Origin of the sequence: Streptomyces sp. ISL-98 (assembly GCF_018614055.1) — a bacterium.
Lineage (GTDB): Bacteria > Actinomycetota > Actinomycetes > Streptomycetales > Streptomycetaceae > Streptomyces > Streptomyces spiramyceticus.
On the sequence record NZ_JAGGPB010000043.1, the window covers coordinates 194,081 to 218,243 of the forward strand.

28 protein-coding genes and 1 pseudogene are annotated in these 24,163 nt (G+C 69.3%); 13 read left to right on the forward strand and 16 right to left on the reverse strand.

The window, feature by feature from the left end; translation table 11 throughout:
- The first annotated feature begins 8 nt into the window (after positions 1–8).
- The 8 genes from lepB to J7I98_RS27995 all read left to right on the forward strand — a co-directional run bounded on the left by lepB (position 9) and on the right by J7I98_RS27995 (position 6,744).
- Complete coding sequence (gene lepB, locus J7I98_RS27960; protein WP_214927795.1) at positions 9–740, forward strand: signal peptidase I; 732 nt, start codon at positions 9–11, stop codon at positions 738–740.
- Positions 741–813: 73 nt separating this feature from the next.
- Positions 814–1,308 carry an NUDIX hydrolase gene (locus J7I98_RS27965; protein WP_308377970.1) on the forward strand — a complete coding sequence of 165 codons (495 nt, stop codon included), beginning with the start codon at positions 814–816 and terminating at the stop codon, positions 1,306–1,308.
- Between the two features lie 55 nt (positions 1,309–1,363).
- Positions 1,364–1,672, forward strand: a complete 309-nt coding sequence (locus J7I98_RS27970) for a DUF2469 domain-containing protein (RefSeq protein ID WP_003965949.1) — start codon at positions 1,364–1,366, stop codon at positions 1,670–1,672.
- Between the two features lie 83 nt (positions 1,673–1,755).
- Positions 1,756–2,124: a YraN family protein gene (locus tag J7I98_RS27975; protein ID WP_214927796.1), complete on the forward strand. Its 369-nt coding sequence runs from the start codon at positions 1,756–1,758 to the stop codon at positions 2,122–2,124.
- A complete protein-coding gene (locus J7I98_RS27980) occupies positions 2,124–3,749 on the forward strand; it encodes a YifB family Mg chelatase-like AAA ATPase (RefSeq protein WP_214927797.1) in 1,626 nt (541 codons plus the stop codon). Before J7I98_RS27975 ends, J7I98_RS27980 begins: the two co-directional genes overlap by 1 nt.
- A 148-nt stretch (positions 3,750–3,897) precedes the next feature.
- Positions 3,898–5,013, forward strand: a complete 1,116-nt coding sequence (gene dprA / locus J7I98_RS27985) for a DNA-processing protein DprA (RefSeq protein ID WP_214927867.1) — start codon at positions 3,898–3,900, stop codon at positions 5,011–5,013.
- A gap of 242 nt (positions 5,014–5,255) precedes the next feature.
- A complete protein-coding gene (gene whiG / locus J7I98_RS27990; RefSeq protein ID WP_214927798.1) occupies positions 5,256–6,092 on the forward strand; it encodes an RNA polymerase sigma factor WhiG in 837 nt (278 codons plus the stop codon).
- Between the two features lie 94 nt (positions 6,093–6,186).
- The gene (locus J7I98_RS27995) at positions 6,187–6,744 is read left to right on the forward strand and encodes a TetR/AcrR family transcriptional regulator (RefSeq protein WP_214927868.1); all 558 of its coding nucleotides are present in this window, start codon (positions 6,187–6,189) and stop codon (positions 6,742–6,744) included.
- A gap of 285 nt (positions 6,745–7,029) precedes the next feature.
- On the opposite strand, the pseudogene J7I98_RS28000 reads toward J7I98_RS27995, so the two are convergent.
- A pseudogene (locus tag J7I98_RS28000) lies at positions 7,030–7,443 on the reverse strand (peptidoglycan DD-metalloendopeptidase family protein); the annotation flags it as partial.
- A 278-nt stretch (positions 7,444–7,721) separates the two neighbouring features.
- Between J7I98_RS28000 and rpsB the strand changes: the two are divergent.
- From rpsB to J7I98_RS28025, 5 genes are all read left to right on the forward strand, one after another.
- The gene (gene rpsB, locus J7I98_RS28005; RefSeq protein ID WP_214927799.1) at positions 7,722–8,642 is read left to right on the forward strand and encodes a 30S ribosomal protein S2; all 921 of its coding nucleotides are present in this window, start codon (positions 7,722–7,724) and stop codon (positions 8,640–8,642) included.
- A gap of 101 nt (positions 8,643–8,743) precedes the next feature.
- Positions 8,744–9,589 (forward strand): translation elongation factor Ts, encoded by an 846-nt coding sequence (tsf, locus tag J7I98_RS28010; protein WP_214927800.1) that lies wholly within the window; start codon positions 8,744–8,746, stop codon positions 9,587–9,589.
- A 158-nt stretch (positions 9,590–9,747) separates the two neighbouring features.
- The gene (gene pyrH, locus J7I98_RS28015) at positions 9,748–10,527 is read left to right on the forward strand and encodes a UMP kinase (RefSeq protein WP_214927801.1); all 780 of its coding nucleotides are present in this window, start codon (positions 9,748–9,750) and stop codon (positions 10,525–10,527) included.
- 127 nt (positions 10,528–10,654) lie between these two features.
- Positions 10,655–11,212, forward strand: a complete 558-nt coding sequence (gene frr, locus J7I98_RS28020; RefSeq protein WP_214927802.1) for a ribosome recycling factor — start codon at positions 10,655–10,657, stop codon at positions 11,210–11,212.
- Entirely contained in the window at positions 11,212–12,207 is a 996-nt protein-coding gene (locus J7I98_RS28025; protein ID WP_214927803.1) for a phosphatidate cytidylyltransferase, read from the forward strand. Before frr ends, J7I98_RS28025 begins: the two co-directional genes overlap by 1 nt.
- A gap of 161 nt (positions 12,208–12,368) precedes the next feature.
- Here the strand turns inward: J7I98_RS28025 and xerC are convergent, their stop codons facing one another.
- From xerC to J7I98_RS28100, 15 genes are all read right to left on the reverse strand, one after another.
- Entirely contained in the window at positions 12,369–13,634 is a 1,266-nt protein-coding gene (xerC, locus tag J7I98_RS28030; RefSeq protein ID WP_214927804.1) for a tyrosine recombinase XerC, read from the reverse strand.
- A 73-nt stretch (positions 13,635–13,707) separates the two neighbouring features.
- Positions 13,708–13,929 (reverse strand): AlpA family transcriptional regulator, encoded by a 222-nt coding sequence (locus J7I98_RS28035; protein ID WP_214927805.1) that lies wholly within the window; start codon positions 13,927–13,929, stop codon positions 13,708–13,710.
- Positions 13,930–14,529: 600 nt separating this feature from the next.
- Positions 14,530–16,005: an ATP-binding protein gene (locus tag J7I98_RS28040; protein ID WP_214927806.1), complete on the reverse strand. Its 1,476-nt coding sequence runs from the start codon at positions 16,003–16,005 to the stop codon at positions 14,530–14,532.
- A gap of 2 nt (positions 16,006–16,007) precedes the next feature.
- The gene (locus J7I98_RS28045) at positions 16,008–16,835 is read right to left on the reverse strand and encodes a bifunctional DNA primase/polymerase (protein ID WP_251021312.1); all 828 of its coding nucleotides are present in this window, start codon (positions 16,833–16,835) and stop codon (positions 16,008–16,010) included.
- A gap of 144 nt (positions 16,836–16,979) precedes the next feature.
- The gene (locus J7I98_RS28050; protein WP_214927808.1) at positions 16,980–17,342 is read right to left on the reverse strand and encodes a hypothetical protein; all 363 of its coding nucleotides are present in this window, start codon (positions 17,340–17,342) and stop codon (positions 16,980–16,982) included.
- A gap of 18 nt (positions 17,343–17,360) precedes the next feature.
- Entirely contained in the window at positions 17,361–17,510 is a 150-nt protein-coding gene (locus J7I98_RS28055; protein ID WP_214927809.1) for a hypothetical protein, read from the reverse strand.
- A 4-nt stretch (positions 17,511–17,514) separates the two neighbouring features.
- On the reverse strand, positions 17,515–18,135 hold the full coding sequence (locus J7I98_RS28060) for a hypothetical protein (protein ID WP_214927810.1): 621 nt from the start codon (positions 18,133–18,135) through the stop codon (positions 17,515–17,517).
- An 11-nt stretch (positions 18,136–18,146) separates the two neighbouring features.
- Entirely contained in the window at positions 18,147–18,335 is a 189-nt protein-coding gene (locus J7I98_RS28065; protein WP_214927811.1) for a hypothetical protein, read from the reverse strand.
- A gap of 34 nt (positions 18,336–18,369) precedes the next feature.
- Positions 18,370–18,621, reverse strand: coding sequence for a hypothetical protein (locus tag J7I98_RS28070; RefSeq protein WP_214927812.1), 252 nt, complete (start codon positions 18,619–18,621; stop codon positions 18,370–18,372).
- A gap of 141 nt (positions 18,622–18,762) precedes the next feature.
- A complete protein-coding gene (locus J7I98_RS28075) occupies positions 18,763–20,976 on the reverse strand; it encodes a cell division protein FtsK (protein WP_214927813.1) in 2,214 nt (737 codons plus the stop codon).
- Positions 20,977–21,072: 96 nt separating this feature from the next.
- The gene (locus J7I98_RS28080; RefSeq protein WP_214927814.1) at positions 21,073–21,315 is read right to left on the reverse strand and encodes a hypothetical protein; all 243 of its coding nucleotides are present in this window, start codon (positions 21,313–21,315) and stop codon (positions 21,073–21,075) included.
- Between the two features lie 33 nt (positions 21,316–21,348).
- Entirely contained in the window at positions 21,349–21,735 is a 387-nt protein-coding gene (locus J7I98_RS28085) for an RRQRL motif-containing zinc-binding protein (RefSeq protein ID WP_214927815.1), read from the reverse strand.
- On the reverse strand, positions 21,735–22,841 hold the full coding sequence (locus J7I98_RS28090; protein WP_214927816.1) for a conjugal transfer protein: 1,107 nt from the start codon (positions 22,839–22,841) through the stop codon (positions 21,735–21,737). The genes J7I98_RS28085 and J7I98_RS28090 overlap by 1 nt, the downstream gene beginning before the upstream one ends.
- Complete coding sequence (locus tag J7I98_RS28095; protein ID WP_251021270.1) at positions 22,841–23,482, reverse strand: GGDEF domain-containing protein; 642 nt, start codon at positions 23,480–23,482, stop codon at positions 22,841–22,843. The genes J7I98_RS28090 and J7I98_RS28095 overlap by 1 nt, the downstream gene beginning before the upstream one ends.
- Entirely contained in the window at positions 23,479–23,799 is a 321-nt protein-coding gene (locus tag J7I98_RS28100; RefSeq protein WP_214927817.1) for a hypothetical protein, read from the reverse strand. Before J7I98_RS28100 ends, J7I98_RS28095 begins: the two co-directional genes overlap by 4 nt.
- Between the last annotated feature and the right edge of the window lie 364 nt (positions 23,800–24,163).

Consider the following 24,163-nt stretch of genomic DNA (forward strand, 5'->3'; position numbering starts at 1 on the left):
ACGCTGCGATGAGCGGAACAGGACGTACAGAAGACGGCCGCGGTCGGCTCGGCAACGCATTGTCCGGGCTGGCCGTGGCCGTCGGCTGTGTGCTCTTCCTCGGCGGCTTCGCCTGGGGAGCGGTGGAGTACAAGCCGTACACCGTGCCCACCGATTCGATGACCCCGTCGATCAAGGCGGGGGACCGGGTGCTCGCGCAGCGAATTGACGGCAGCCAGGTGCGGCGCGGAGACGTCGTCGTCTTCACCGACGCGGTGTGGGGCAATCTGCCGATGGTCAAGCGCGTGGTCGCGATCGGCGGCGACAAGATCGTCTGCTGTGACAAGCAGGACCGGCTCACCCTCAACGGCAAGCCCATCGAAGAACCGTATCTGCAGGACGGGGAGCCGGCGTCGACCACTCCCTTCACGTCCGAGGTGCCCGAGGGCCACCTCTTCCTGCTCGGTGACGAGCGGCGTACGTCGGTGGACTCGCGGGGGCACATCGCGGATGCGGCAAAGGGAACGGTTCCGGTGGGCAAGGTGGACGCGCGCGTGGACGCCGTCGCCTGGCCGCTGGGCGGGATGATCGACCGGCCGGGGACCTTCGCGGCGCTGCCGGGCGGGGTCTCGGCTCCGGGACCGGTCGCTCTGGTACTGGGCTCGGTGGTGGCGGGCGTGGTGCTGATCTTCGGTGGAGCGGCGTACGGGCCGGTCGCGCAGCGGGTCAGGCGCAGGAAGGTGAGCACGGGTGGACGGTGACGTGACTCGTGGTACGACGGGTGACGTGACCGGTGGTACGACGGGAGACGTGACGAGTGCCGTGACAGGCGAGGTGACCGGGGGAGCGCCGCTGCGGAAGGTCGCGCGGGTGATCCTGCTCGACCCGGACGACCGCGTCCTGCTGATGCACGGGTACGAGCCGGACGAGCCGGCGCTCACCTGGTGGTTCACCCCGGGTGGCGGCCTTGAGGGCGACGAGACGCGGGAGCAGGCCGCGCTGCGCGAGCTCGCCGAGGAGACGGGAATCACAGAGGTCGAGCTCGGGCCTGTGGTCTGGCAGCGGACCTGCTCGTTCCTGTTCGACGGGCGGCGCTGGGAACAGGACGAATGGTTCTACCTGGGCCGCACCGCACAGACCGAGACCTTCATGGACGGACTCACCGGCCTGGAGCAGCGGAGCGTTGCGGGGCTGAGGTGGTGGACCTCCGCCGAACTGTCCGCGACGCGTGAGACGGTGTACCCCATCAAGCTCGCCGGGCTGCTGCGTACGCTGCTCGACGAGGGTCCTCCGAGTACGCCGATTGTCTTGGCCCCGGAAGTCGCATAGGGGCGCACGGGGCTGGCGCACAATAGGGGGACGCAAGGCTGAAGGGGAACATGCCATGAGCGCCGAGGACCTCGAGAAGTACGAGACCGAGATGGAGCTGAAGCTCTACCGGGAGTACCGCGATGTCGTCGGTCTGTTCAAATACGTGATCGAGACCGAGCGGCGTTTCTACCTCACCAACGACTACGAGATGCAGGTGCACTCGGTACAGGGCGAGGTTTTCTTCGAAGTCTCCATGGCGGACGCCTGGGTCTGGGACATGTACCGGCCGGCCAGATTCGTCAAGCAGGTGCGGGTCCTCACGTTCAAGGACGTGAATATCGAGGAGCTCAACAAGAGCGATCTCGAACTTCCGGGTGGCTGAGTTTTCCACAACTGACGCGTTGTCCACCAAGATCCACTAGCTGACGGGGTTCGCGGCACATTCGGTTCCGGAGGTGGAACCGGATGAACGCGAAGAACGCAACAGGAGCACTCGGCCGGTACGGCGAGGAGCTGGCGGCACGCAGGCTCACCGAGGGCGGCATGACCGTCCTGGAGCGCAACTGGCGCTGCCGCGCAGGGGAGATCGACATCGTCGCCAGGGACGGCGACGCGCTGGTCATCTGCGAGGTCAAGACCCGCAGAGCGGGACCGTTCGAGCACCCGATGCAGGCGGTCAGGTCCATCAAGGCCGAGCGGCTGCGCCGCCTCGCCGAGCGCTGGGTGCACGAACATGGCGGGCCGCCGCCGGGCGGGGTGCGTATCGACCTCGTAGGGGTGGTGCTGCCCCGGCGCGGGGCGCCCGTCGTCGAGCATGCGCGGGGGGTGGCGTGATGGGGTTCGCGCGTACGTGCTCGGTGGCGCTGGTCGGCGTCGAGGGTGTGGTGGTGGAGGTCCAGGCCGATCTGGAGCCGGGAGTGGCCACTTTCGCGCTGGTGGGGCTGCCCGACAAGAGCCTGATCGAGAGCCGGGACCGGGTGCGGGCGGCGGTGGTGAACTCCGGCGCGGACTGGCCGCAGAAAAAGCTCACTGTGGGGCTCAGCCCGGCCTCCGTACCCAAAAGCGGCAGCGGTTTTGATCTTGCAGTCGCCGTGGCTGTCCTTGGGGCGGCGGAGCGTATTGACCCCAAGGCGATCGCCGACCTGGTGATGATCGGGGAGCTGGGACTCGACGGCAGGGTCCGGCCGGTCCGGGGGATCCTGCCCGCTGTCCTGGCCGCGGCCGAAGCCGGGTACAGCCAGGTCGTCGTACCGGAACAGACGGCGGCGGAGGCCGCCCTGGTGCCCGGGGTGTCGATCCTGGGCGTACGGAGTCTGCGGCAGCTCATCGCTGTGCTGACGGGTTCCGAGGTGCCGGACGAGGAGCGGGCGGGGGAGGGCCGGCCCGACGCCATGCTCTCCGGGCTCATGCTGCCGGGTGCCGGGGCGGGCACCGGGCTGGCCGTCGGTGACCGCGGAGGTGAGGGTGACGGGCCGGACCTCGCGGATGTCGCGGGGCAGCAGGCGGCTCGGACGGCCCTGGAGGTCGCGGCGGCCGGCAACCACCATCTTCTGCTGCACGGCCCGCCAGGGGCCGGGAAGACGATGCTGGCCGAGCGGATGCCCGCGATCCTGCCGCCGCTGACCAGGCAGGAGTCGCTGGAGGTCACGGCGGTGCACTCGGTGGCAGGCATCCTGCCGCCGGGCGAGCCACTGGTCAGGACCGCGCCGTACTGCGCACCGCACCACTCGGCGACGATGCAGTCACTGGTGGGCGGGGGTAACGGGCTGCCTAGGCCGGGGGCCGTTTCGCTCGCGCATCGCGGGATTCTCTTTCTGGACGAGGCGCCCGAGTTCAGCGGGCGGGCCCTGGACTCGCTCCGGCAGCCTCTTGAGTCGGGATATGTGGTGGTGGCGCGCAGTGCGGGGGTGGTGCGGCTGCCCGCGCGGTTCCTGATGGTTCTGGCGGCCAATCCGTGTCCGTGCGGACGGCACACGCTGCACGGCGCGGGGTGCGAATGCCCGCCGTCGGCGATCCGCAGGTACCAGGCGCGGCTCTCCGGGCCACTGCTGGACCGGGTGGACCTGCGGGTCGGGGTCGAACCGGTGCAGCGCGCCGACCTTTTGGGGCAGGGCGGGCGCGGCGAGTCGACGGCGGCGGTCGCGGGACGCGTGCGGGAAGCGAGGGAGCGGGCGGCGGCGCGGCTGGAAGGAACCCCGTGGACGACGAACAGCGAAGTGCCGGGCCATGAGCTGCGTACTCGCTGGCAGCCCGCGCCCGGAGCCCTCGGCGCCGCCGAGCGGGACATGGAACGGGGGCTGCTGACGGCCCGCGGCCTCGACCGGGTGCTGCGCGTGGCCTGGACCGTCGCGGACCTGGCCGGCCGCGACCGGCCCGACGCCCGCCACGTCGACCTGGCCCTTGAGCTCCGCACCGGCATCGCCCGAGGCGCACCGGCACTGATCGGAGCCCGGCCATGAAGCGCCGGGCCATGAAGCGCCGTGCCATGAGGTGCTGGGTCATGAGGCAAGGGGCATTTGCGTCCGCGCCGCGCGGCTGGGGAGGCGTGCGGTGAACGGGGAAGCGCGGGAGCACGAGCGGCTGGCCAGGGCCGCACTGACCCGGGTCATGGAGCCGGGGGACGAAGTGGGCGGCCGATGGCTGCGCGAGTGCGGCGGCGTGGAACTGATGCGCAGGCTCACCTCGGCCGACCCCGACGAGGCGGCCCGGACCTTGACCGGCGTAACGGAGAAGCGGCTGGCCGGCTACCGGATACGGGCGGCGGCCGCCGATCCCGCGCGGGACCTGGCCGCCGTGGCTGCGGTCGGGGGGCGCTTCGTCTGCCCCGGCGATCAGGAGTGGCCCGGGCAGCTCGACGACCTGGGCGACGGCAGGCCGGTCGGGCTGTGGGTGCGCGGGCGGCCGAATCTGCGGATGTGGGCGCTGCGGTCCGTGGCCGTCGTCGGGGCCAGGGCATGCACGTCGTACGGGGCGCACATGGCGGCGTCCCTGGGCGCCGGGCTCGCGGAGCGCGGCTGGGTCGTTGTGTCGGGGGCCGCGTTCGGGATCGACGGCGCCGCCCATCGCGGGGTGCTGGGGGCGGGCGGGGCCACCGTGGCGGTGCTGGCCTGCGGCGTTGACGTCGTCTATCCGCGCGGGCACGCCGAGTTGATCGGACGTATCGCGGAACAGGGGCTGGTCATCGGAGAGTTGCCACCGGGCGGCCATCCCACCCCCAGCCGGTTCATCCTCAGGAACCGGGTGATCGCCGCTCTCACCAGGGGCACCGTCGTGGTCGAGGCGGAGTACCGCAGCGGGTCGCTGGTCACCGCCCGCAGTGCGCAAAAGCTCGGACGCTTCACGATGGGCGTGCCGGGCCCCGTCACCAGCGGGCTCTCGGCGGGCGTGCATGAACTTCTGAGGGGTGAGGGTGTCCTGGTCACCGACGCCGCGGAAGTCGCGGAGCTGGTCGGGGACATCGGCGATCTGGCCCCGGCGCGCCGGGGGCCCGTACTGCCCAAGGACCTGCTCGACCCGGTGGCCGCGCAGGTGCTCGAGGCACTGCCGGCGAGGGGGCGCGTCAACGCGCGCCGCGTCGCTCGCGGCGCGGGGACGACACCTGACGACGCGCTCGGCAAGTTGTACGAACTGCACTCCTTGGGGTTCGTTGAACGGGAGGGTGACGGCTGGCAGTTGACCCCCGGCGCCGGGCGCCCTGCCGACGCGCGGCGAGGCGGTACTTGACCAGCGGCATTCGGGTGAAAGGGTGATGGCGATGACTTCCACAGCCCGCCCGGCATCCCCTCCGGGGCTGTCCCGCGCGGTGACGGCCCCGGCGGTGGGATGTGCCCCAGGGCGTTCATCTGGAAGGGGGCAATCCCATATCCTGCGCGGACTGCGACGCTCCAGTCACGCTACGCTCACGAGGTTTCCCGCCCAGATGCACGATTCCCCGCACGTCACAGCAGAACGGCTCAAGGCAACGCATGCCCCAGCACACCTCCGGGTCTGACCGCGCGGCAGTGCCACACGCCGCCCGCGGCAGTGTGCGGCCCGCCGCACCCTCGTCGCTCGACGAGTTGTGGCGTTCGTACAAGGCCACGGGCGACGAGCGGCTGCGGGAGCAGCTGATCCTGCACTACTCGCCGCTGGTGAAGTACGTCGCCGGTCGGGTGAGCGTCGGGTTGCCGCCCAATGTCGAACAGGCCGACTTCGTCTCCTCCGGGGTCTTCGGGCTCATCGACGCCATTGAGAAGTTCGACATCGAGCGGTCCATCAAGTTCGAGACGTACGCGATCACGCGCATCCGCGGCGCGATGATCGACGAGCTGCGTGCCCTGGACTGGATCCCGCGCTCGGTGCGGCAGAAGGCCAAGGCCGTCGAGCGTGCCTACGCGACGCTGGAGGCGCAGCTGCGCCGTACGCCGTCCGAGAGCGAAGTCGCCTCGGAGATGGGCATCGTCCTGGAGGAACTGCACGCAGTTTTCAGCCAGTTGTCCCTGGCGAACGTGGTCGCCCTCGAAGAGCTGCTGCACGCCGGGGGCGAGGGCGGCGACCGGCTGAGCCTCATGGACACCCTGGAGGACACCGCCGCCGACGACCCGGTCGAGGTCGCCGAGGACCGGGAGCTGCGAAGGCTGCTCGCCCGCGCCATCAACACTCTCCCCGACCGGGAGAAGACCGTGGTCACGCTCTACTACTACGAAGGCCTCACTCTCGCCGAGATCGGCAATGTGCTGGGTGTGACGGAGAGCCGGGTCAGCCAGATCCACACCAAGTCGGTGCTCCAGCTGCGGGCCAAGCTGGCCGACGCCGGCCGCTGAGGCCGTCCCGAATCGTGCCTGCCTTCCACATCACGTCGTCATAACGGCGCCTCATCCGTACAGTAGGACCGTGCCAAGGATTCGAGCGGCCTCGGTGGCCGAGCACCGGACGATGCAGCGCGGCGCCCTGCTGGACGCCGCCCGCTCCCTGCTGTCCGAAGGCGGTACGGAGGCGCTGACCTTCCCCGCCCTCGCTGAGCGCACAGGCCTCGCCCGGTCGTCCGTGTATGAGTACTTCCGATCGCGCGCCGCCGTCGTCGAAGAGCTGTGCGCCGTCGACTTCCCCGTCTGGGCGGCCGAGGTCGAGAGCGCGATGGACCGGGCGGACACCCCGGCAGGCAAGGTCGAGGCGTATGTACGCGCGCAACTGCTGCTGGTCGGCGACCGGCGGCACCGCGCCGTTGTCGCGATCTCCGCGAGCGAGCTCGACGCCGGTGCGCGCGAGAAGATCCGCGCCGCCCACGGCGGTCTGGTCACGATGATCGTCGAGGCGCTCGGCGAACTGGGCCATGAACAGCCCAGGCTCGCGGCGATGATGCTGCAAGGTGTGGTCGACGCGGCGGTCCGGCGCATCGAGCTCGGTGCGGCCGAAGCGCCGGACGTGATCGCGGACTCGGCGGTAGCGATGGCACTGCACGGCGTCCAGGGCTGATCCGGCCCGTCCCCTTCGGCCACCGCGCCTCGTCCTGCGATGGGCCCACAGCGCTGCCAGCGCCAGGCCCGCCGCGTGGAGACCGTCGCCCGTACCCGCCGCATCAGGCGCAGCAGATACGGCGGCGGCGGAGGGTGCGGCAGGTGGCGGCCCCGCCGGGACGCCGAACACCGGAAGCAGGCGCGGCGGGCTCCGGTGCAGCAGGTCGGGTGGGAGCAGCGTCAGCGGATCGAGGTAGACCGCGCCTCTGCGCAGTCCCCAGTGCAGACAGCCCGCAGCGCAGTGGGACCGGCCGCCCTCCAGTACAGCCACGACCTGCCCGGCTCTGACCTCGTCCCCCTTCGCGACCAGCGCCCGCACCGGTTCGTACGTCGTCCGCAGAGGCGGTTCCCCCGTACCGGCCAGGGCAATGGACAGCGTCCCGCGTCCCGCGACCTGGCCCGCGAAGGAGACCCGGCCGGAGGCCGCCGCCCGTACGGCGTCACCCCGGGCGGCAGCCAGATCCACGCCCCGGTGCCCCGGGGCGTACGCAGACGGGGGCGGCTCCCAGCCCCGTACGACCGGCGGCCGGTCGCCCACGGGCCAGGCCCCGTCCGGGATTCCGGCAGCGGCTGCCGTCGGGACGCACAGGGCAGTGGGCAGGAGCAGGCCGAGCAGCGCGGCCACGATCATCGGCACCAGCACAGTCGTTCGTCGCATGGGGAAACCGTGGCGCGACGGACGGATTCTTGGGGATCATGGTCCGTATCTGTGGACCACCGACCGGTTGTGGACAGCGCCGTCACCCGGCACTGCCCAGGTCCCGTACACTTCTTGTGGCGATCCGGGTCACCGGGTCGACTTCGCACGCCCCGCCACCAGTCACTTCGCAATCGGTGGCCGCGCCGCTCGGTCCCTTGTGGGCACGGCGCACCGGGGCGTCAGGCGCGGCAGCAATCCTGCGGTCGCGGCAACCGAGTAACTCAAGGAGTACGGCCATGGCCGTCGTCACGATGCGGGAGCTGCTGGAAAGCGGCGTCCACTTCGGTCACCAGACCCGTCGTTGGAATCCGAAGATGAAGCGTTTCATCTTCACGGAGCGCAACGGCATCTACATCATCGACCTTCTCCAGTCGCTGTCGTACATCGACCGCGCCTACGAGTTCGTCAAGCAGACTGTTGCCCACGGCGGCTCCATCATGTTCGTCGGTACCAAGAAGCAGGCCCAGGAGGCCATCGCCGAGCAGGCGACGCGCGTTGGTATGCCGTACGTCAACCAGCGTTGGCTCGGCGGCATGCTGACCAACTTCTCCACCGTCTACAAGCGCCTTCAGCGTCTGAAGGAGCTTGAGGCGATCGACTTCGAGGATGTGGCCGCGTCCGGCCTCACCAAGAAGGAGCTCCTGGTCCTCTCGCGCGAGAAGACCAAGCTGGAGAAGACCCTCGGTGGTATCCGCGAGATGTCGAAGGTTCCCAGCGCCGTCTGGATCGTCGACACCAAGAAGGAGCACATCGCCGTCGGTGAGGCGCGCAAGCTCCACATCCCGGTCGTCGCCATCCTCGACACCAACTGCGACCCCGACGAGGTCGACTACAAGATCCCGGGCAACGACGACGCGATCCGCTCCGTCACGCTGCTCACCCGTGTGATCGCCGACGCCGTCGCCGAGGGCCTCATCGCCCGTTCCGGCGCTGCGACCGGCGACCAGAAGCCGGGCGAGAAGGCCGCCGCCGAGCCGCTCGCCGAGTGGGAGCGCGACCTGCTCGAGGGCGACAAGAAGGCTGAGGAGGCCGCCCCGGCCGCCGACGCCGAGGTGCAGACCTCCGCCGAGACCGAGAAGGTCGCCGACGCCGAGAAGGCCGACGAGGCCGCTCCGGCCGAGGCCGCTGCCCCGGCCGCCGAGGCCGAGCAGGCCTGACACCCGTCACGGTTGAAGACGGCGGGGGAGGGCGCGACGAGCGCCCGCCCCCGCCGCCACCCGTAGATCTTCGCTTCGACTTCGAGAGAGATTCACAGATCATGGCGAACTACACCGCCGCGGACGTCAAGAAGCTCCGCGAGCTCACCGGCGCCGGCATGATGGACTGCAAGAAGGCGCTCGACGAGGCCGACGGCAACGTCGACAAGGCCGTAGAGGCCCTTCGTATCAAGGGTCAGAAGGGCGTCGCCAAGCGCGAAGGCCGTTCTGCCGAGAACGGTGCCGTCGTCTCCCTCATCTCCGAGGACAAGACCTCCGGCGTCCTGCTCGAGCTGAAGTGCGAGACGGACTTCGTCGCCAAGGGTGACAAGTTCCAGGCCGTCGCCAACACGCTCGCCGCCCACGTCGCGAAGACGTCCCCGGCCGATGTCGAGACGCTGCTCGCGTCCGAGATCGAGCCCGGCAAGACCGTCCAGGCGTACGTCGACGAGGCCAACGCCAACCTCGGCGAGAAGATCGTCCTGGACCGCTTCGCGCAGTTCACCGGCGGTTACGTCGCTGCGTACATGCACCGCACCATGCCCGACCTCCCGCCGCAGGTCGGCGTCCTGGTCGAGCTGGACAAGGCGACCGACGAGTCCGCAGCGATCGCGAAGGATGTTGCTCAGCACATCACCGCGTTCTCGCCGAAGTACCTGAACCGCGACGAGGTCCCGGCCGAGACGGTCGAGAACGAGCGTCGTGTCGCCGAGGCCACCTCCCGCGAGGAGGGCAAGCCCGAGGCGGCTCTGCCGAAGATCGTCGAAGGCCGTGTCAACGGCTTCTTCAAGGACGTCGTCGTGCTGGAGCAGCCGTTCGCCAAGGACAACAAGAAGTCCGTCCAGAAGGTTCTGGACGAGGCCGGCGTCACGCTGAAGCGCTTCTCGCGCATCCGCGTCGGCGGCTGAGTCCGTACGCGATCGACCTAAGACCCCGATAGGGTCTGACGCAGTCGTCCGCGTGCGCGCCGGACGACCGCAGATCTGACGAGGAGGCCATTGCCGCAGAGGGAACCGCAAGGACCCACCGGCAATGGCCTTCTTCGTATGTGCACGAGGAGATCTCCATGAAACAGGGCGCGGACGCCAAACAGTCTGCCGACGACAAGATCGACAACGGCAAGAAGAGCGGCCGCTTCATGCTGAAGCTGTCCGGCGAGGCGTTCGCCGGCGGTGGGGGGCTCGGCGTCGACCCCGACGTCGTGCACGCCATGGCGCGAGAGATCGCAGCGGTCGTACGCGACGGTGCCGAGATCGCCGTCGTCATCGGCGGCGGCAACTTCTTCCGTGGCGCGGAGCTCCAGCAGCGCGGCATGGACCGGGCGCGCTCCGACTACATGGGCATGCTCGGTACGGTCATGAACTGCCTCGCCCTCCAGGACTTCCTGGAGAAGGAAGGCATCGACTCCCGCGTCCAGACCGCCATCACCATGGGCCAGGTCGCGGAGCCGTACATCCCGCTGCGCGCCGTACGCCACCTGGAGAAGGGCCGCGTCGTCATCTTCGGCGCCGGTATGGGCATGCCCTACTTCTCGACGGACACCACCGCGGCACAGCGCGCCCTGGAGATCGACGCCGAAGCCCTGCTCATGGGCAAGAACGGCGTGGACGGGGTCTACGACTCCGACCCCAAGAAGAACCCGGACGCGGTGAAGTTCGACGCGCTGGAGTACGGCGAGGTGCTCTCCCGCGACCTCAAGGTCGCCGACGCCACTGCCATTACCCTCTGCCGCGACAACGCGCTTCCGATCCTTGTCTTCGAGCTGCTCGCCGAGGGCAATATCGCGCGCGCCGTCAAGGGTGAGAAGATCGGCACCCTCGTGAGTGCGCAGGGCACCCGGACCTGATCCGGGTGACGCCCCTATGAGGGGATAGACAAAGCCCTGCCGGTCGGACACCGTGCAGGACTAGACGCGGGTTACTCCGGGCCTGAATGCTGAGTTCCGGGCCCACTCAAGACATGCAGGAGCAGTGGTGATCGAAGAAATCCTCCTCGAGGCCGAGGAGAAAATGGAGAAGGCCGTCGTGGTCGCCAAGGAGGACTTCGCCGCGATCCGCACCGGCCGTGCGCACCCGGCGATGTTCAACAAGATCGTGGCCGACTATTACGGCGCGTTGACGCCCATCAACCAGCTGGCCTCCTTCTCGGTTCCCGAGGCGCGGATGGCCATCGTGACGCCGTTCGACAAGACCGCGCTGCGCAACATCGAGCAGGCGATCCGGGACTCCGACCTCGGCGTCAACCCGAGCAACGACGGCAACATCATCCGGGTGACGTTCCCCGAGCTGACGCAGGACCGCCGCAAGGAGTACATCAAGGTCGCCAAGACCAAGGCCGAGGACTCCAAGATCTCGATCCGCTCCGTCCGCCGCAAGGCCAAGGAGACCCTCGACAAGCTCGTCAAGGACAAGGAGTCCGGCGAGGACGAGGTCCGCCGTGCGGAGAAGGAGCTCGACGACACCACCGCGAAGTACGCCGCGCAGGTGGACGAGCTGCTCAAGCACAAGGAAGCCGAGCTGCTCGAGGTCTGATGAACGACTCTTCCTGGGGGGCCCCACCCCGGAGCGACTACGCCGGTGCGTGGGGACCCTCCGACCCGGGGCCCGTCCCGGCGGGTCCCGCCCACGATGCGCACGGGGCCGATCAGACTCGCCCCATGCCCATCGTGCCCGAGGAGCCCATGCCCACCCCGCCACAGCGCCCGCAGAGGAAGCGTGCGGGCCGTGACCTGCGTGCCGCCATAGGGGTGGGCGCAGGGCTCGGCGCGGTGATCATCGCGTCGCTGTTCATCTGGAAGGCCGCCTTCGTCGGTGTGATAGCGGTCGCCGTGGTCGTCGGGCTCTGGGAGCTGACCTCGCGGCTGGAGGAGCGCAAGGGCATCAAGGCTCCGGTGGTGCCGCTCGCGGTCGGCGGTGCGGCGATGGTCGTGGCCGGTTACATCAGGGGCGCCGAGGGCGCGTGGATCGCCATGGCGCTCACCGCGCTCGCGGTGCTCGTCTGGCGCATGACCGAGCCGCCCGAGGGCTACCTCAAGGACGTCACCGCCGGCGTCTTCGCCGCGTTCTACGTGCCGTTCCTGGCAACGTTCGTCGCGCTGATGCTCACGGCGGAGGACGGGGCGCAGCGTGTGCTCACGTTCCTGCTGCTGACGGTGGTCAGCGACACGGGTGCGTACGCCGTGGGCTGGCGCTTCGGCAAGACCAAGCTCGCGCCGCGCATCAGCCCGGGGAAGACCCGGGAAGGGCTGGCCGGTGCGGTCGCCTTCGCGATGGTGGCGGGTGCGCTGTGCATGCAGTTCCTGGTGCACGACGGGACGTGGTGGCAGGGTCTGCTGCTCGGTGTCGCGGTGGCGGCGAGTGCGACGCTCGGTGACCTCGGCGAGTCCATGATCAAGCGTGACCTCGGCATCAAGGACATGGGCACGCTGCTGCCGGGTCACGGCGGAATCATGGACCGCCTGGACTCACTGCTGCCGACGGCTCCGGTGGTCTGGCTGCTGTTCGTGATCTTCGTAGGAACTGGCTGACCTGCGGTTTTGGCGGTCAAGGGTCCGTTGTCCACAGGGCGGCGGGCCCTTTCCGTATGTCTGCGACACTGGTATGACCATGCCTGTACCTGGAGAACTCAGCCCGGGACGGGACACACACAGTGGTTGACCTGCATGTATCCCGCTGCCCGGCTGTAGTTCTACGCCGCCTGGGCCGTCTCTGGGCCGTCACCGCTCTCGGTGGGGCGTTCATAGAGGTGGTTTACGGCCTTCCGCGTGCGGTTCTCGCTGCTCGGCATCAGGTGCGTGTACACCCGCAGAGTGAATCCAGGGTCCGTATGCCCGAGGTAGTTGCTCAGGGCCTTGATGTTCTCCCCTGCGTCCAAGAGAACCGAGGCGTAGAAGTGTCGCAGCGCGTGCATCCCGTGCTCCCGGGCAGAGGGCAGCGGGCTGCCGTCGTCCGGCCGCGAGATGAGCCCGGCGGCGGCGAGTGCGGGTTTCCACGGTGCGATGTTGAAGTTGCTGCGGTAGACGTGATTCCCCTGCGGCCCGGAGAAGACGAGCCGCCGCGTCACAGGGGGGCCGTCTGGCTTCATCCACGGAAGAGTGATTTCCACCGGCGGGTACCGCTCGATGTGCTGGGCCAGTGCCGCCCCGACTTGTTCAGGAAGCGGCACGTCGCGCACTTTGTCGCCCTTGGGTAGGCCGAAGTATGCCCGGCCCTTCACGACCTTGATCTGTAGCCCTACGTGCAACCAGCCAGTGAGGAAGCCCACCGCGTCGAGCGGGAGGCCAAAGATCTCACCCTGGCGCAGACCGCAGCCGGCTCCCAGATCCACCACGGATTGGTAGCGCGGGGGAAGTGCGTCACGGACCGCGAACACCTGTTGAGCCGTCCACGGCTTGACTCGCTCCCCACTCGGCTTCGGGGCTGCCACCGAACTCGCCCGGCAAGGATTTCGGGGAATGAGCGTGTCGTCTACCGCCGCGGTGAGCACGGCGGAGACGTTCGCGAAGATGCTGCGCCGGTACGACGATGCCAGCCCAGCGTCTTCGAGCTGTCGCACCCACGAGCGGATGTGGCTGGGCCGGAAGGACGCGAGGGGACGCGATCCGAGGTAGGGGAAGGCGTGAAGCCTGAGCCGAGTCTCTGTCGTTGTGCGTGTCGACACGTCAGTGGTCTGAGCCGCGATCCAGCGTTCCGCGTACTGCTTGAAGGTGGTTCGGCCGGCGGCGGGATCGATGTACGCTCCGCGCGACATGTCCGCCTCGATATGGGCGAGCCACTGGTCGGCGAGGCGCTTCTGGCGGTCGGGGAAAGACCTGCTCTTTTCGGTGCCGTCGGGACCCACGTAGCGGGCGCGATATCGCATGCCGGTGCCGTGGCGATCGGTCTTCACGCGTCGAGTCCTGCCGTCGGTTCCTTGTTCGGTCTTGTACCAGCGGTCTTGGATGTGGCCGGCCACGTGGGCTCCTTGGGTGGGAACGGGGCAGGGGCACGACCTGTGTGGGTCGTGCCCCTGCTGTGGTTGGGCTGGGTTATGCGGCGTCGGCGGCCTTGCGTTGGATGACGTAGGCGTGCACGTCGGCGGGGTCGTAGCGGATGTGCTTGCCGACACGGAATCCGGGCGGACCGATCCGCTTCTTGCGCCAGGCGTAGAGGGTCTCGACGCTCTCCAACTTGAAGATGACCACTAGGTCTTCGGGGGCGAGGTAGTGGTCCGGGAGATCAGCGCGGAGCGTCTGGGCGGCGGTTGCCATGTGACTTCTCCTCAGGGTGGCGTGGCCCCCTTCTGGGGGATCCGCAACAGCCGCCACGCCGCAACATTGCTGGTCAGCGGCTTGAATCTGTGGCGGATACGACTTTGTCGCGGATAGGTGCCGCCACGCGCGGGCGTGGCGGGCCTTCAAATGGGGTTGGTCTCGGGTCTTTTCGGGGCCCGCGCCTGTCCGAGGTGCGGGATTCTGCGTCACCGCGTCATCTGCGTCATTCGTGTCTCTGACCTGCGGTTTTGAGTGACGCAGAGGATTTGGGGTGCGTCACCGGTGACGCAGGCTTTCGTCACCGGGTGACGCGGGTGACGCGGGGTGACGCAGCCACGGTCGTCCTGCGTCACCGCTGTAGCGGCAGGTCAGGGGCCGTTGTCTGTCCTCGGGTGACGCAGGTGACGCAGCGTCTCTTCTCTTAGGAAAAGAGAAAGGGGGTGTCTGTTGTGGTGCGGTACGCCTCAAGGCGTGAAGAGGGAGCCGCTTCGCGGCGCGACCATCAGGCGTCGTTGCCGCCGAACAGCAAGAGGAGCACCCCGGTCGTGGTGGCGCGTGGTGCTCTTCTTGCTTGTCCGGTCGGCCGTGGGTCGCGGGTCAGAGCATCGGTTCTTGCTGGTGTGGCAGTGGGATCGGCGGGCGGGTCATCTCGATGTAGCGGCCCTCTTTGGTGCGGCCCCAGTCGATCAGGACGCCCCGGGCGGCGAGGGTCGGTTGGAGGCGCTTGAGGCGGTCGGAGAGGACTTTGCCCGTGGTGGGCCAGCCCTTGGGCAGGGGGCGGAAGTCGTCCCCGGTGTAGAGGCCGGTGAGGCAGTGCAGCCACTCGGAGGAGGTCATCCGTGTTTCTGCGCCTGCCGTGAGGCCGGCGGCGTGCTTGAGCACGGTCTGTGCGAGGAGGTCGCCTTCGATGACGTCGTCGTTGAGGTCGTCCAGGCTGGCCCGGTAGGCGTTGAGGGCTCCGAAGCCGGTCGCCGTGTCGAGCTGTGCGCACAGGTGGGCGAAGTCGGCCATGCGCAGGTCGGTGGGGATGTCTGCCCCGGCAGCGCGGACCTTGACGGTGAGGTCGAGCAGGGAGCCGAGGACGACGGGCAACACCTCCTCGAATTCCGCCCACAGTTCGGCCTCGGTACGCCGGACGCGAGGGCGTTCCAGGCGTAGCGGGAGGAGGCGTTCGGCGAGGTCGGGGCGGATGACGCCGACGTCGATGCCGGTCAGGAGCAGGGGCCGGCGGTAGCGGGAGCGGACCACGTCGCCGTCGGTGTACAGGGCGCGTTTGATGGTCTCGGCGCCGGTGACGATGCAGCACATGAGGTCGGACAGGTCCGGGGCCAGGTGAGAGAGGTTGTCCAGGGCGGTGACCCATCCGGCTGCCACGGCCGCGATCAGGTTCTCTTCGTCCTTCGGGGCGCGGCGCAGGTCGCCGCTCATGCCCTCGATGATCCGCACGAGCATCCGTCCGGCGGTGGACTTGCCCGCGCCCTGGGGGCCGGTGAGGAAGGGAGCGGGGACGGGCACGGACGGCCCGAGACAGCCGATGAGCCAGGCGATGGCCAGGCATTCGGTCTCCGCGTTGGCGAAGTTGGTCAGCCGTAGCAGGAGGTCGATGCCCTTGCCATCGGTGTCCCGCGCGGGCAGAGGGAGTTCGCCGGTGAGCTGGGTGCGTCGCCAGCAGACTTCCTGCGGGTCGGGGGTGATGATGTCCCAGCCGGTGGGGTGGATGCGGATGGACTGTCCGTCGTTGCGGCCCAGGTCGAGCCATGTCGCGCCGTCGAATCCGGGCGCAACGCGGATGTGGACCGGCTGTACGTCCTGGGTGATCGCGAGTGCTTCGATCAAGTCCAACGCCTCCTTGAGGGCGGTTCCGTTGAACACGCCGTGTCCGTCGTGGAAGAGGCCGACCATGAGTTCCTGCCGGTGGCTGCCCGAGGTGCCCTGTGAGCGGATCGGACGGGCCACGGGGTGCCCGTTCTTCTGCGCGTACACGGTCCCGTCAGCGGTGCGGAAGTACCGGAAGTGCTCTTGCGCGTAGTCGGCGATGACCTCGCGGGCCGGAGTCTTCTCGTCGTCGGACATGGCTACAGTCCCAACTTGGTGCGGGCGTTGGTCCACGCGCCGGTGCAGTGCCGGAGGGATTCGCCCTTGGCCTGAGCGGCGGCAAAGAGGCGGGTGACGTGGGTGTCGGTCAGGCAGCCGCACCGGCCGTGGGTGGACAGCACGGCGAGGAAGGTCCGGTAGACGGTCGTGTGCACCGCGCTGCGGGCATCAGCAATGCGCTGCTCGGCCATGGCGATGCCACGGTCCAAGTAGACGGGCGTCCGATGACGGCATTCCCCGCCCCCGACCGGCGCGGGCACCGTGACGACGCCAGGTGCCGACAGGGCCGTGGAAGGCTCCCTCACGGCCAGCGCACGCACGGCGTCCGGCAGAGGGGTCATGGTGCCGGTTCCGGGCCCGAGCCACCGCGCGTAGGACATGAGCGACTTGATGTCCACGCCGTCACGGACAGCGTTCACGGAGCGCACGGTGCCCTGGTAGATCCAGTGCTCGCCGCGTGTGGTCGCCACCGTGCGGGTGAGCGGCAAGGTCGCCCGAGCCCATGCGACGGCTTCGGCGTTGTCCAGGTCCACGACGGTCAGCCCGGCCCCGCCCGGGTGGTAGGCGACGGATACGGCCTGCCGCCACGCAGGGGCCCAGGCGGAGGAGGTGATGACGCGGGTGTCGGTGGTGGCGGCGGCCCAGCCGTGGCACGCGGCGGGGCACTGGCAGGTGCCCGCGCTCCTCATGTGGGGCCGCCCACCGCACGCGCCGTCAGCACAGGCGCGGCAGTTTCCGAACGGCAGTTTTCCTGCCCGCAGGGGCAGCACTGGCACACCAGCCGTGGCCAGTGCCAGCGCGGTTCGCATGCAGTCCCCGCCGGCGTGATTCGTCACGCGCGGAAGCGTGGTCTTGCAGTCAGATGTCATGCTGGGATTTCTCCTGTTTCTGCGAAGGGACGGAGAGCCGGGGCGGTCGCGGTCTTTGGAGAGAGGCGACCGCCCCGGGCACATTCAGGCTTCGGCGGTGGTGTCGTAGCCGAGCGGGGCGAGCGCGCTGTGGGCGCGGTCCAGATGCCCGGCGAGGGTCTCAGCGATGATCGCGGCGGAGCCGAGGCCGGATCGGGCCTCGGCGAGGTGGTCATCAGGTGCGCCGTAGTCCGCGGTGACCGCGCCCGTGGCGAGCACCTCAAGGAACCCAGCGAGCTGCTCGAAGCTCTGCGGCAGTCGCTGGGTGAGGAGCTTGAGGGAGGCGACGGTCTTGTACGCGTCGCCGGGGTAGGTCAGCTCTCCTTTGGTGCTTTGGGTGGCGTGGTTGAGGTTGCGGATCGCCTCAGCGGCCTGGGCCGCCAAGTCCTTCGGATCGGTGTTCGTCATCGTGGGCTTCCTCTCGGACTACTCGCAGGTGCACTCGGGCACGTCGCCCGCGCCGGTGTCACCGCACTGGCAGCAGTGGGCGTAGGGATACGGCTCGCTGTCGTCGTTGGGAGCGCACAGCTCGCAGCCGATGAATTCCTCGTCGCCCTCGTCGTCGTACTCGTTCACGAGGTCAGCTCTCCTTGGTGATCTCGAAGGTGTGGGCGGTGGCGGGGAGTTCGGGCAGTCCCGCGCGGGTGAGTTGGGCGGGATCGAAACCGGGCAGCGCGGCCCGGGCGGTGAGCGCCTGGGCGAGCTGCTCGGCGTATGCGGCGCCGGAGCGGGCGACCTCGATCTGTGCCCCGGCGCGAAGTGCTTCGACGCGTTCGATGTGGCCGTGTTCCTCGTGCCGCTGGGCGGTGTGCCGCTCGTGCGCGAGGCTCTCGCGACGGTCGGTGCGCCAGTAGCGGGCGGCCAGGGCGTAGGCGACGGCGGTGGCTAGCGCCCACAGCAGCAGCGGGAGCGGCAGGCCGTCGGCGTATCCGGCGACACCCGCGAGGGCGAGGCCACCGGAGGAGGCGAACGCGGTACCGGCAATGACTGGGTCGCCTGCCCGGCCAGCCGATGCGAAAGCGCCGGCCGCAGCAGCCCCGGCAGCGAGCACGACCATCAAGGCCGCGTTGCCCACGGAGTGTTCCGCGCCGTTGGCGTTCCAGATCCTGCCGAGGATCAGCACGGTAGATGTGGCCACGGCGGGGGCCGCTTTGGGGGCGGTGAGGGCGAGCCAGTGGCGGGCGACGATGGGTTCGTTCATCGCGGGCTCCTCTACAGGTCGCTGAGGGCGTTGACGACGGCGGTGGTGAGTTCGTTCATCGGCTCGGACGCTCCGGTGGAGGCGAGGTAGAAGCCGAACATCATGGCGACGAACGCGGAGCCGTAGCCGAGGGACTTGGAGCGCAGGAGGAAGAACAGGACCAGTCCGAACAGGGCCACGAGCGAGACAGTGATGGCCACCAGGGGCCTCCTTACGGTGAGCCGGGGTGAGGGGTCAGCGGGTGCCGTCGCGGTGGATGCGGACGGCGACGTTGAACAGGTGGCGGCCGACGCGTATGCGCTTGCGGTCGCCGCGGCAGCGGCGGCAGGTCTTGCCGGGCCGGAGCTTGCCGCGCCGGTCCTTCTTGAGTGCGTAGCCGAAGCCCTTGCACTTGCGGCAGTTGCCGAACGGCGAGGCCGCACACAGCCCGCCGTAACAGACCGTGAGGGTGAGTAGGCAGGCGATAGCCAGGAGGGCAGGGGGCATGAAGGGCCTCCAGGGGCGGATTTCAGGGGTTTCCGCAGGTGGGCCGCTATACGCTAGCGACCTGATCAGAGCCCGTATGGGCCGCTATCGGGGCTGCTATCGATAGCAGGCCGGTCCGCTATCGATAGCAGCCCCGGGTGGTCAGCTCGCGTCCCGCTTTCGGTTACGTTCCGCTACGACGGTGGTGATGTCGTCGCGCTTGATTCCGCGCTTGTTGACGAACTTGCCGTCGATGCGGCGCCCGACCTGCCCGGCGGTGATGCCGTAGGGCTTGAGGGCTGCGGTCAGGTGCGCGGTCTGCTCCTCGCCGCTCATGCGGGCCCAGTCGCCGTAGCGTTCGGGCCGCAGCTCCGCGAGGCGCTCCACGATCGTTTCGTTCCACACCTTGGCCTCACCGGTGGGCATGACCGCGAGGATGTCGGCCAGCAGGGTGTCTGCGACCTTCTCCTTCTTCGGCGCCTGCGGGTCGGGCAGCGTGCCGGCCGCCGCTCGGGCGGCCTTTGCGCGCTCGCAGATCTTGTCTGCGGTGGCGTTGTCGATGTAGTAGGAGCGGACGATCTGCGGGTTCGGTCCCGCCCCGACGAGGTAGCCGATGCCCATGTCTTCGGCGGTGAACGAGGTGGCTCGGATGCCGTTCTTGTACATCGAGGTACCGAGGACCATGTCGTTCTCGGGCTGGCCCATGACCTGAAGGCAGAAGCGGATGCCGACGTTGGCGCTGATGGCCTTGGGCAGGCTGTCGGCGTCCGGGCGCTGCGTGCCGAGCAGCAGGATCACCCCGAGTGCGCGGCCGCGCTTGATGATGGCGGTGGCCAGCTCGGCGGCCTTCTTGCCGAACTTCTCGTGGGTGAAGACTTCCTGGCACTCGTCGATGGACATGACCAGTGGGTGCAGGCCCAGCGATTTCTTCGCGGCGAGGGCGGGGGTGACCTTGTTCTCCGGGCAGATGTCCTTGGGCAGCTTGTTGATGACCCGCGCCCGACGGTCGAGTTCGCCGTAGACGTACTCCATGGCGTCCACGCAGCCCTCCACCGTGGCGTCATCTCCGGGGCCGGAGCCGTAGGAGTGGGAGATGGGCTGGAAGGAGGAGAAGTCGCCGGTGCCCTTGAACTCCCAGGGATGCAGCTCAGCAGTCGGGTCCATCGCCGCCGCGAGCAGCAGGATGCGCAGAGCGAACGTCTTGCCGCGGCCCGGCATGGCGCCGGTCAGGAAGTTCCCGTACATCAGGTCGAAGTCGACCTGCCGGCCGCGCGGGTCCGTGCCGTACGGGACGGGCTTGAACAGGGACGTGGTGCCGGTCTTGAGCAGCGGCCAGGATGGCTGCGGGGCGCGGGCCATGTCCTGGTCTCCTACCCACAGCATCACCCGCCCGGGGTGCTCCCCCGGTACGGGCTCCGGCCACACACAGCCCAGCGACTTGCGCAGACCCGACGCGAGCCGTTCCCGGCGGTCCAGCACATCGGACACGGTCACCCCGTACGGCAGATCCAGGTCAGCGCGCCAGCCCTTGCCGTCCCGCTGGATCGGGGCCTTGAACTCGACGGGCTTGCCCTTGGCCGCCTGCTTGTTGATCTCCGCGATACCGAGAGCGGTGAACGCCCGCGCCACGATGTCCGAGGTCAGGCGCTGCACCTGCGGCAGGTCCACAGCACGCGTGATGACCGGCGCATCCTCGGGCCGCCCCACCTGGCCCAGCGCTAGCAGCAGGGCACTGATGGAGATGGCCTGAAGCCAGCCGGGGGCCAGCACGTACAGGGCAAGGGCCGCAGCCATGCCGATCAGCGAGGCGAGTACGGCCACCAGAGTTCGCAGCCGCACACGCGCGTCTCGCTGCCGGGAGAGCTTGAGGTAGGTGGCGGCGTCTTCCCTCTCCACCATCGCCAGTCGGACCGGCTCGCCTTCCTTGTCGGCAACCCACCGCAGGCTGCCGCCGATGAACTTGGCTGCCCCGCGCGGCGACAGCAGTGCGAGACGGGCCGCGTAGACCGGGGAGCGGAAGGCGTGGTAACCGGCCTTGTGGCCGTAGTGTCCGGCCACCCAGCCGGTGGCGGCCTTGAGTTCCGCCGTGGACTTCAGCCACATCGGGATGACCGGTCGGCGCTTGGCGCTCTTGATCCGGTCCATGAGCCCGGGCCCGACCGGGGCGGGGCCATCGACCATCAATGGGGCCGCCCCTGCACCCGACTGAGCCGGGGCCGGGCCGGTCGACTCGCTTGCCTCGGGGTCGGTTGACCCGGTACGGGCCGACCGTGCCTTGTCGAGGTCCACCACGTCCGCACCCGAGTCGGTTGCGGCGTCGGTGGCCATGTCGGCTTCGAGGCGGTTGAACAGTTCGCTTTCGTCGTCGTGATTCACTGCTGATTCCTTCCGGAAACGGAGGGGTTGGAAGGGGCCCGGACGGCGCTTTGGTAGGCCGACCGTCCGGGCTCTGCTGAGCGAAGTTGTGCAGGGTTACGCGGTGGGTCGGGGCAGGGCGCGGCAGTTCTCGGAGTGGGCCTGAGCCCATTTCTTCAGGTCGTTGCTCACGCCGATTGCGTTGAAGTTGGTCGCCTCGCAGCCCCGGCAGGTGGCCGCGTGGCGGTGCGGCAGGCTCTGGCTCGGCTGGGGAATGACATCGACGGTGGCGCCGACGATGGTCAGGAACCGGAACAGCACCTCAGCGGGCCAAGCAGTCTCGATGGTCTGGCTGGTCACAGCGGTTCTCCTGCTGTCGATGGGGTGGGTTGGTCAGGCGGCGACATGGGGTGCGTCGGCGCAGGTGGTGCACCTGCCGAGTGAGGTCGGGATGCGGTATCCGGCGTCCCGCCGGCACTCGGGGCAGACCCGCTGGGCGGCGTTCGCTTTGGCGAGCGCCGCCCACTTCGCGGGGGTCATCGGCCGCACGGGTTTGGCGTGGTCGATGCGGTAGAGGTAGGCGACGCGGATGGGGCTGCGGCCCTTGCGCCAGTAGCGGCGCGAGTACCACAGGACCTGAGCGGCGACGTCCTGCCCGCCCGGGCGCAAGCCGCGGGCTCGAAGCTGACGGCGCGTCGCGTAGTCCTCCGGAGCCAGCCGCCAACCGAACGTCGGGATGCCGTACCGGGTGCCGTCCGGATCGTGAAGACGGCTGGTCATCACGCGGCCGTCGCCTCAGTGCCGCCGCCCTCGGCGCGCTCTTGCTTGAGCGTGTCGCGGAGCATGCGGCCGTTGGCGGACGACGTACGGACCGCCTTACGGATCGCGTCGGCCGTCAGCTCGGCATCCGACCAGTCGGCCGTAACCTCACGGGCCTCGCTCAGCAGTTGGTCGGCGGTCCGGGTCGGTCGGGGCGTGCGGGCCGACTCGGGTACCCGACCGGTCGCCCGACGCGGCGTATGAGCCACGGCGGCGACCGCCTTCACCGGAGCCGACTCAGTCGGCCTTACGACCGCTACCGGCTCGCCCGACTCGACAGCGGCCGGAGCCGGGGCAACCGGCTCCACGTCGGCCGACTGGAGCGCGGGCACCTCCCGCACGGCGGGCACCGGTTCGGGGGCCGACTCATGCAGGTCAGACACCAACCGATTTATGGCGATGTCTGCCGTTTCATCCTGGTGCGGGTCGGGGGCGGTGAACATGGCCGCCAGGGCGGCGTCCGCGCCGCTGGTGACGCGTTCGCGCTGGATGTCCAGCAGGCGCACACCCAACGACGCGTCGCCCAACCCGACCTTCCGGGCGAGCTTCCAGGACGTGCGGTCCGACGATTTCCGTACTCGTGCTTGCGGGTGGTTCGCCGCTCGGGCGCGGTGGTAGGCCAGCGCCCTGACCACAGCGGCGGCCTTGGCTTCGGCCTCGATGTCGCGCCCGTCCTGGTGGACCACGATGCGGCGGGCCAGGAAGGCCATGCCTTCCGCCGACACGCACATGCCCATCGGCGTCACCGCGTAGATGACGGTGCGGCCCGGGTCGTCGGCTGCCGTCGCGGCCATCGCTGAGGCGGCGGCGGGAAGAGCCCACAGGCCCAGTCGGATGATGGCCGGGGAGGACTGTCCCAGCATGGTCAGCCCGAGCAGCACGAGCGCCAGGACGGCTGTCGCGCCCTCACCGGCCGCGACCGCTCCGAGCGCCGTGCCCTTGCCGTAGGCGTGGCTGATGTTGCTGTACGTTCCCGCGCCACCGGCGACACCGGTGGCGAGCATGGGCACGAACGCAGCCGTCAGGACGACCTTCTGCGCTGTTGTCAGTGACTTTCGGTTGGTCATCACGCCACCCCCCAGCCGGCGCCCGGGCGGCCCGCGCGGCGGCCGTTGACCGTCTCGCGTACCGGGGTCAGGCCCTCAGCGACGTACCAGCCGCCTCCGGCTTCCTTCGCCACGTACATCGCCTCATCCGCCCGGCGCATGAGCGCGGGCAGAGTGCCGGCCAAGTCACCGTCGTCGCGGATGGCGCCGAGAGAAGCGCCCAGCTCCACCCGCTGTCCGTCGAAGGTGAACGGCTCGCACAGCGTCTCGTGCAGGTCCTCCAGAGCCGACTGCAGATCCACGTGGTGCGCGGCCGTGATCACAGCGGCGAACTCGTCCCCGCCCAGCCGTGCCGCGCATCCACCCATGCGGATCGCCCAGTCGTTCAGGCGGGCGGCGACGATGACCAGCCCGACATCCCCGGCCGCGTGGCCGTGGGTGTCGTTCAGGGCCTTGAAGCCGTCGAGGTCGATGACCACCACGGACGTGAGGCCCTTGCGCAGGTCGCGCCCGGCGCGGGCCTCGAACGCCTCACGGCACATCAGGTTCGTCAGCGGGTCGCGGCGCGCGGCCTCGATCCGGCGCCGCAGCCGCAGGCTGTGCAGTGACCATCCGGCCGCGAGCGGGAGGGCGACGGACAGGGCCGCCATGCTCTGGCTCATGCCGCCACCTCCCCGGCCTGGGCGGAACGGCCTGCGGCGCGGGCCGCGCGCAGGAACGGCACCGTGCGGGTCAGCGCGTCCGCGTACAGCGCGTCCCACGCCGCGACCTCATCCCCGGCCTCCCCCTGCGCGGCCAGTTCCGCGATCACCTCGCGGGCCACCGCCTCACGGGCCGCCCGATCCTCGGGCGACTCCGGGGTGAGCGGGCCACGGAACAAGTCGCGGTCCAGACCCAGCGGCAGCTCGTCGAAGCCGACTGCCAGTTCCTTGAACTTGATGTCGTTCAGCACGTGATGGTTGCCGATGTAGCTACGCATGCGGATCTCTCCTGAAGCGAAGGGACGGAGGAACCGGGCGCGGTCGCGGTCTTGGAGAGAGGCGACCAACCCGGCACAGAGCCTGTTCCGGCTCCCCTCAGCCCCGCCCGTACGAGACGGGCGGGGGAGGCAACTGGCCGCAGATCAAGCGCTGCGGACGCTGGCTAAGCCGCGCGAGAAGCATCGGACGTACTCCGGGACTTCCTCGCGCAACGGGTCATGCGGTGACGCTGTGGGCATGGCTGCCGGTGCCGGTCCAGCACGGGCAGCGCCTGCGTATGTAAGCGGGCCATGACGATCTCCGATCACGGAGAAGGGAACGCGAGAGCTTCACCGGCGCCGTGGCCATGGCATTCCGGTCCCG

Coding starts and splice junctions, on each gene's coding strand:
- lepB (WP_214927795.1), top strand. CDS start 9: ATGAGCGGAACAGGACGTACAGAAGACGGCCGCGGTCGGCTCGGCAAC.
- J7I98_RS27970 (WP_003965949.1), top strand. CDS start 1,364: ATGAGCGCCGAGGACCTCGAGAAGTACGAGACCGAGATGGAGCTGAAG.
- J7I98_RS27975 (WP_214927796.1), top strand. CDS start 1,756: ATGAACGCGAAGAACGCAACAGGAGCACTCGGCCGGTACGGCGAGGAG.
- J7I98_RS27980 (WP_214927797.1), top strand. CDS start 2,124: ATGGGGTTCGCGCGTACGTGCTCGGTGGCGCTGGTCGGCGTCGAGGGT.
- dprA (WP_214927867.1), top strand. CDS start 3,898: ATGGAGCCGGGGGACGAAGTGGGCGGCCGATGGCTGCGCGAGTGCGGC.
- whiG (WP_214927798.1), top strand. CDS start 5,256: ATGCCCCAGCACACCTCCGGGTCTGACCGCGCGGCAGTGCCACACGCC.
- rpsB (WP_214927799.1), top strand. CDS start 7,722: ATGGCCGTCGTCACGATGCGGGAGCTGCTGGAAAGCGGCGTCCACTTC.
- tsf (WP_214927800.1), top strand. CDS start 8,744: ATGGCGAACTACACCGCCGCGGACGTCAAGAAGCTCCGCGAGCTCACC.
- pyrH (WP_214927801.1), top strand. CDS start 9,748: ATGAAACAGGGCGCGGACGCCAAACAGTCTGCCGACGACAAGATCGAC.
- J7I98_RS28025 (WP_214927803.1), top strand. CDS start 11,212: ATGAACGACTCTTCCTGGGGGGCCCCACCCCGGAGCGACTACGCCGGT.
- J7I98_RS28035 (WP_214927805.1), bottom strand. CDS start 13,929: ATGGCAACCGCCGCCCAGACGCTCCGCGCTGATCTCCCGGACCACTAC.
- J7I98_RS28040 (WP_214927806.1), bottom strand. CDS start 16,005: ATGTCCGACGACGAGAAGACTCCGGCCCGCGAGGTCATCGCCGACTAC.
- J7I98_RS28045 (WP_251021312.1), bottom strand. CDS start 16,835: ATGCGAACCGCGCTGGCACTGGCCACGGCTGGTGTGCCAGTGCTGCCC.
- J7I98_RS28050 (WP_214927808.1), bottom strand. CDS start 17,342: ATGACGAACACCGATCCGAAGGACTTGGCGGCCCAGGCCGCTGAGGCG.
- J7I98_RS28060 (WP_214927810.1), bottom strand. CDS start 18,135: ATGAACGAACCCATCGTCGCCCGCCACTGGCTCGCCCTCACCGCCCCC.
- J7I98_RS28070 (WP_214927812.1), bottom strand. CDS start 18,621: ATGCCCCCTGCCCTCCTGGCTATCGCCTGCCTACTCACCCTCACGGTC.
- J7I98_RS28085 (WP_214927815.1), bottom strand. CDS start 21,735: ATGACCAGCCGTCTTCACGATCCGGACGGCACCCGGTACGGCATCCCG.
- J7I98_RS28090 (WP_214927816.1), bottom strand. CDS start 22,841: ATGACCAACCGAAAGTCACTGACAACAGCGCAGAAGGTCGTCCTGACG.
- J7I98_RS28095 (WP_251021270.1), bottom strand. CDS start 23,482: ATGAGCCAGAGCATGGCGGCCCTGTCCGTCGCCCTCCCGCTCGCGGCC.
- J7I98_RS28100 (WP_214927817.1), bottom strand. CDS start 23,799: ATGCGTAGCTACATCGGCAACCATCACGTGCTGAACGACATCAAGTTC.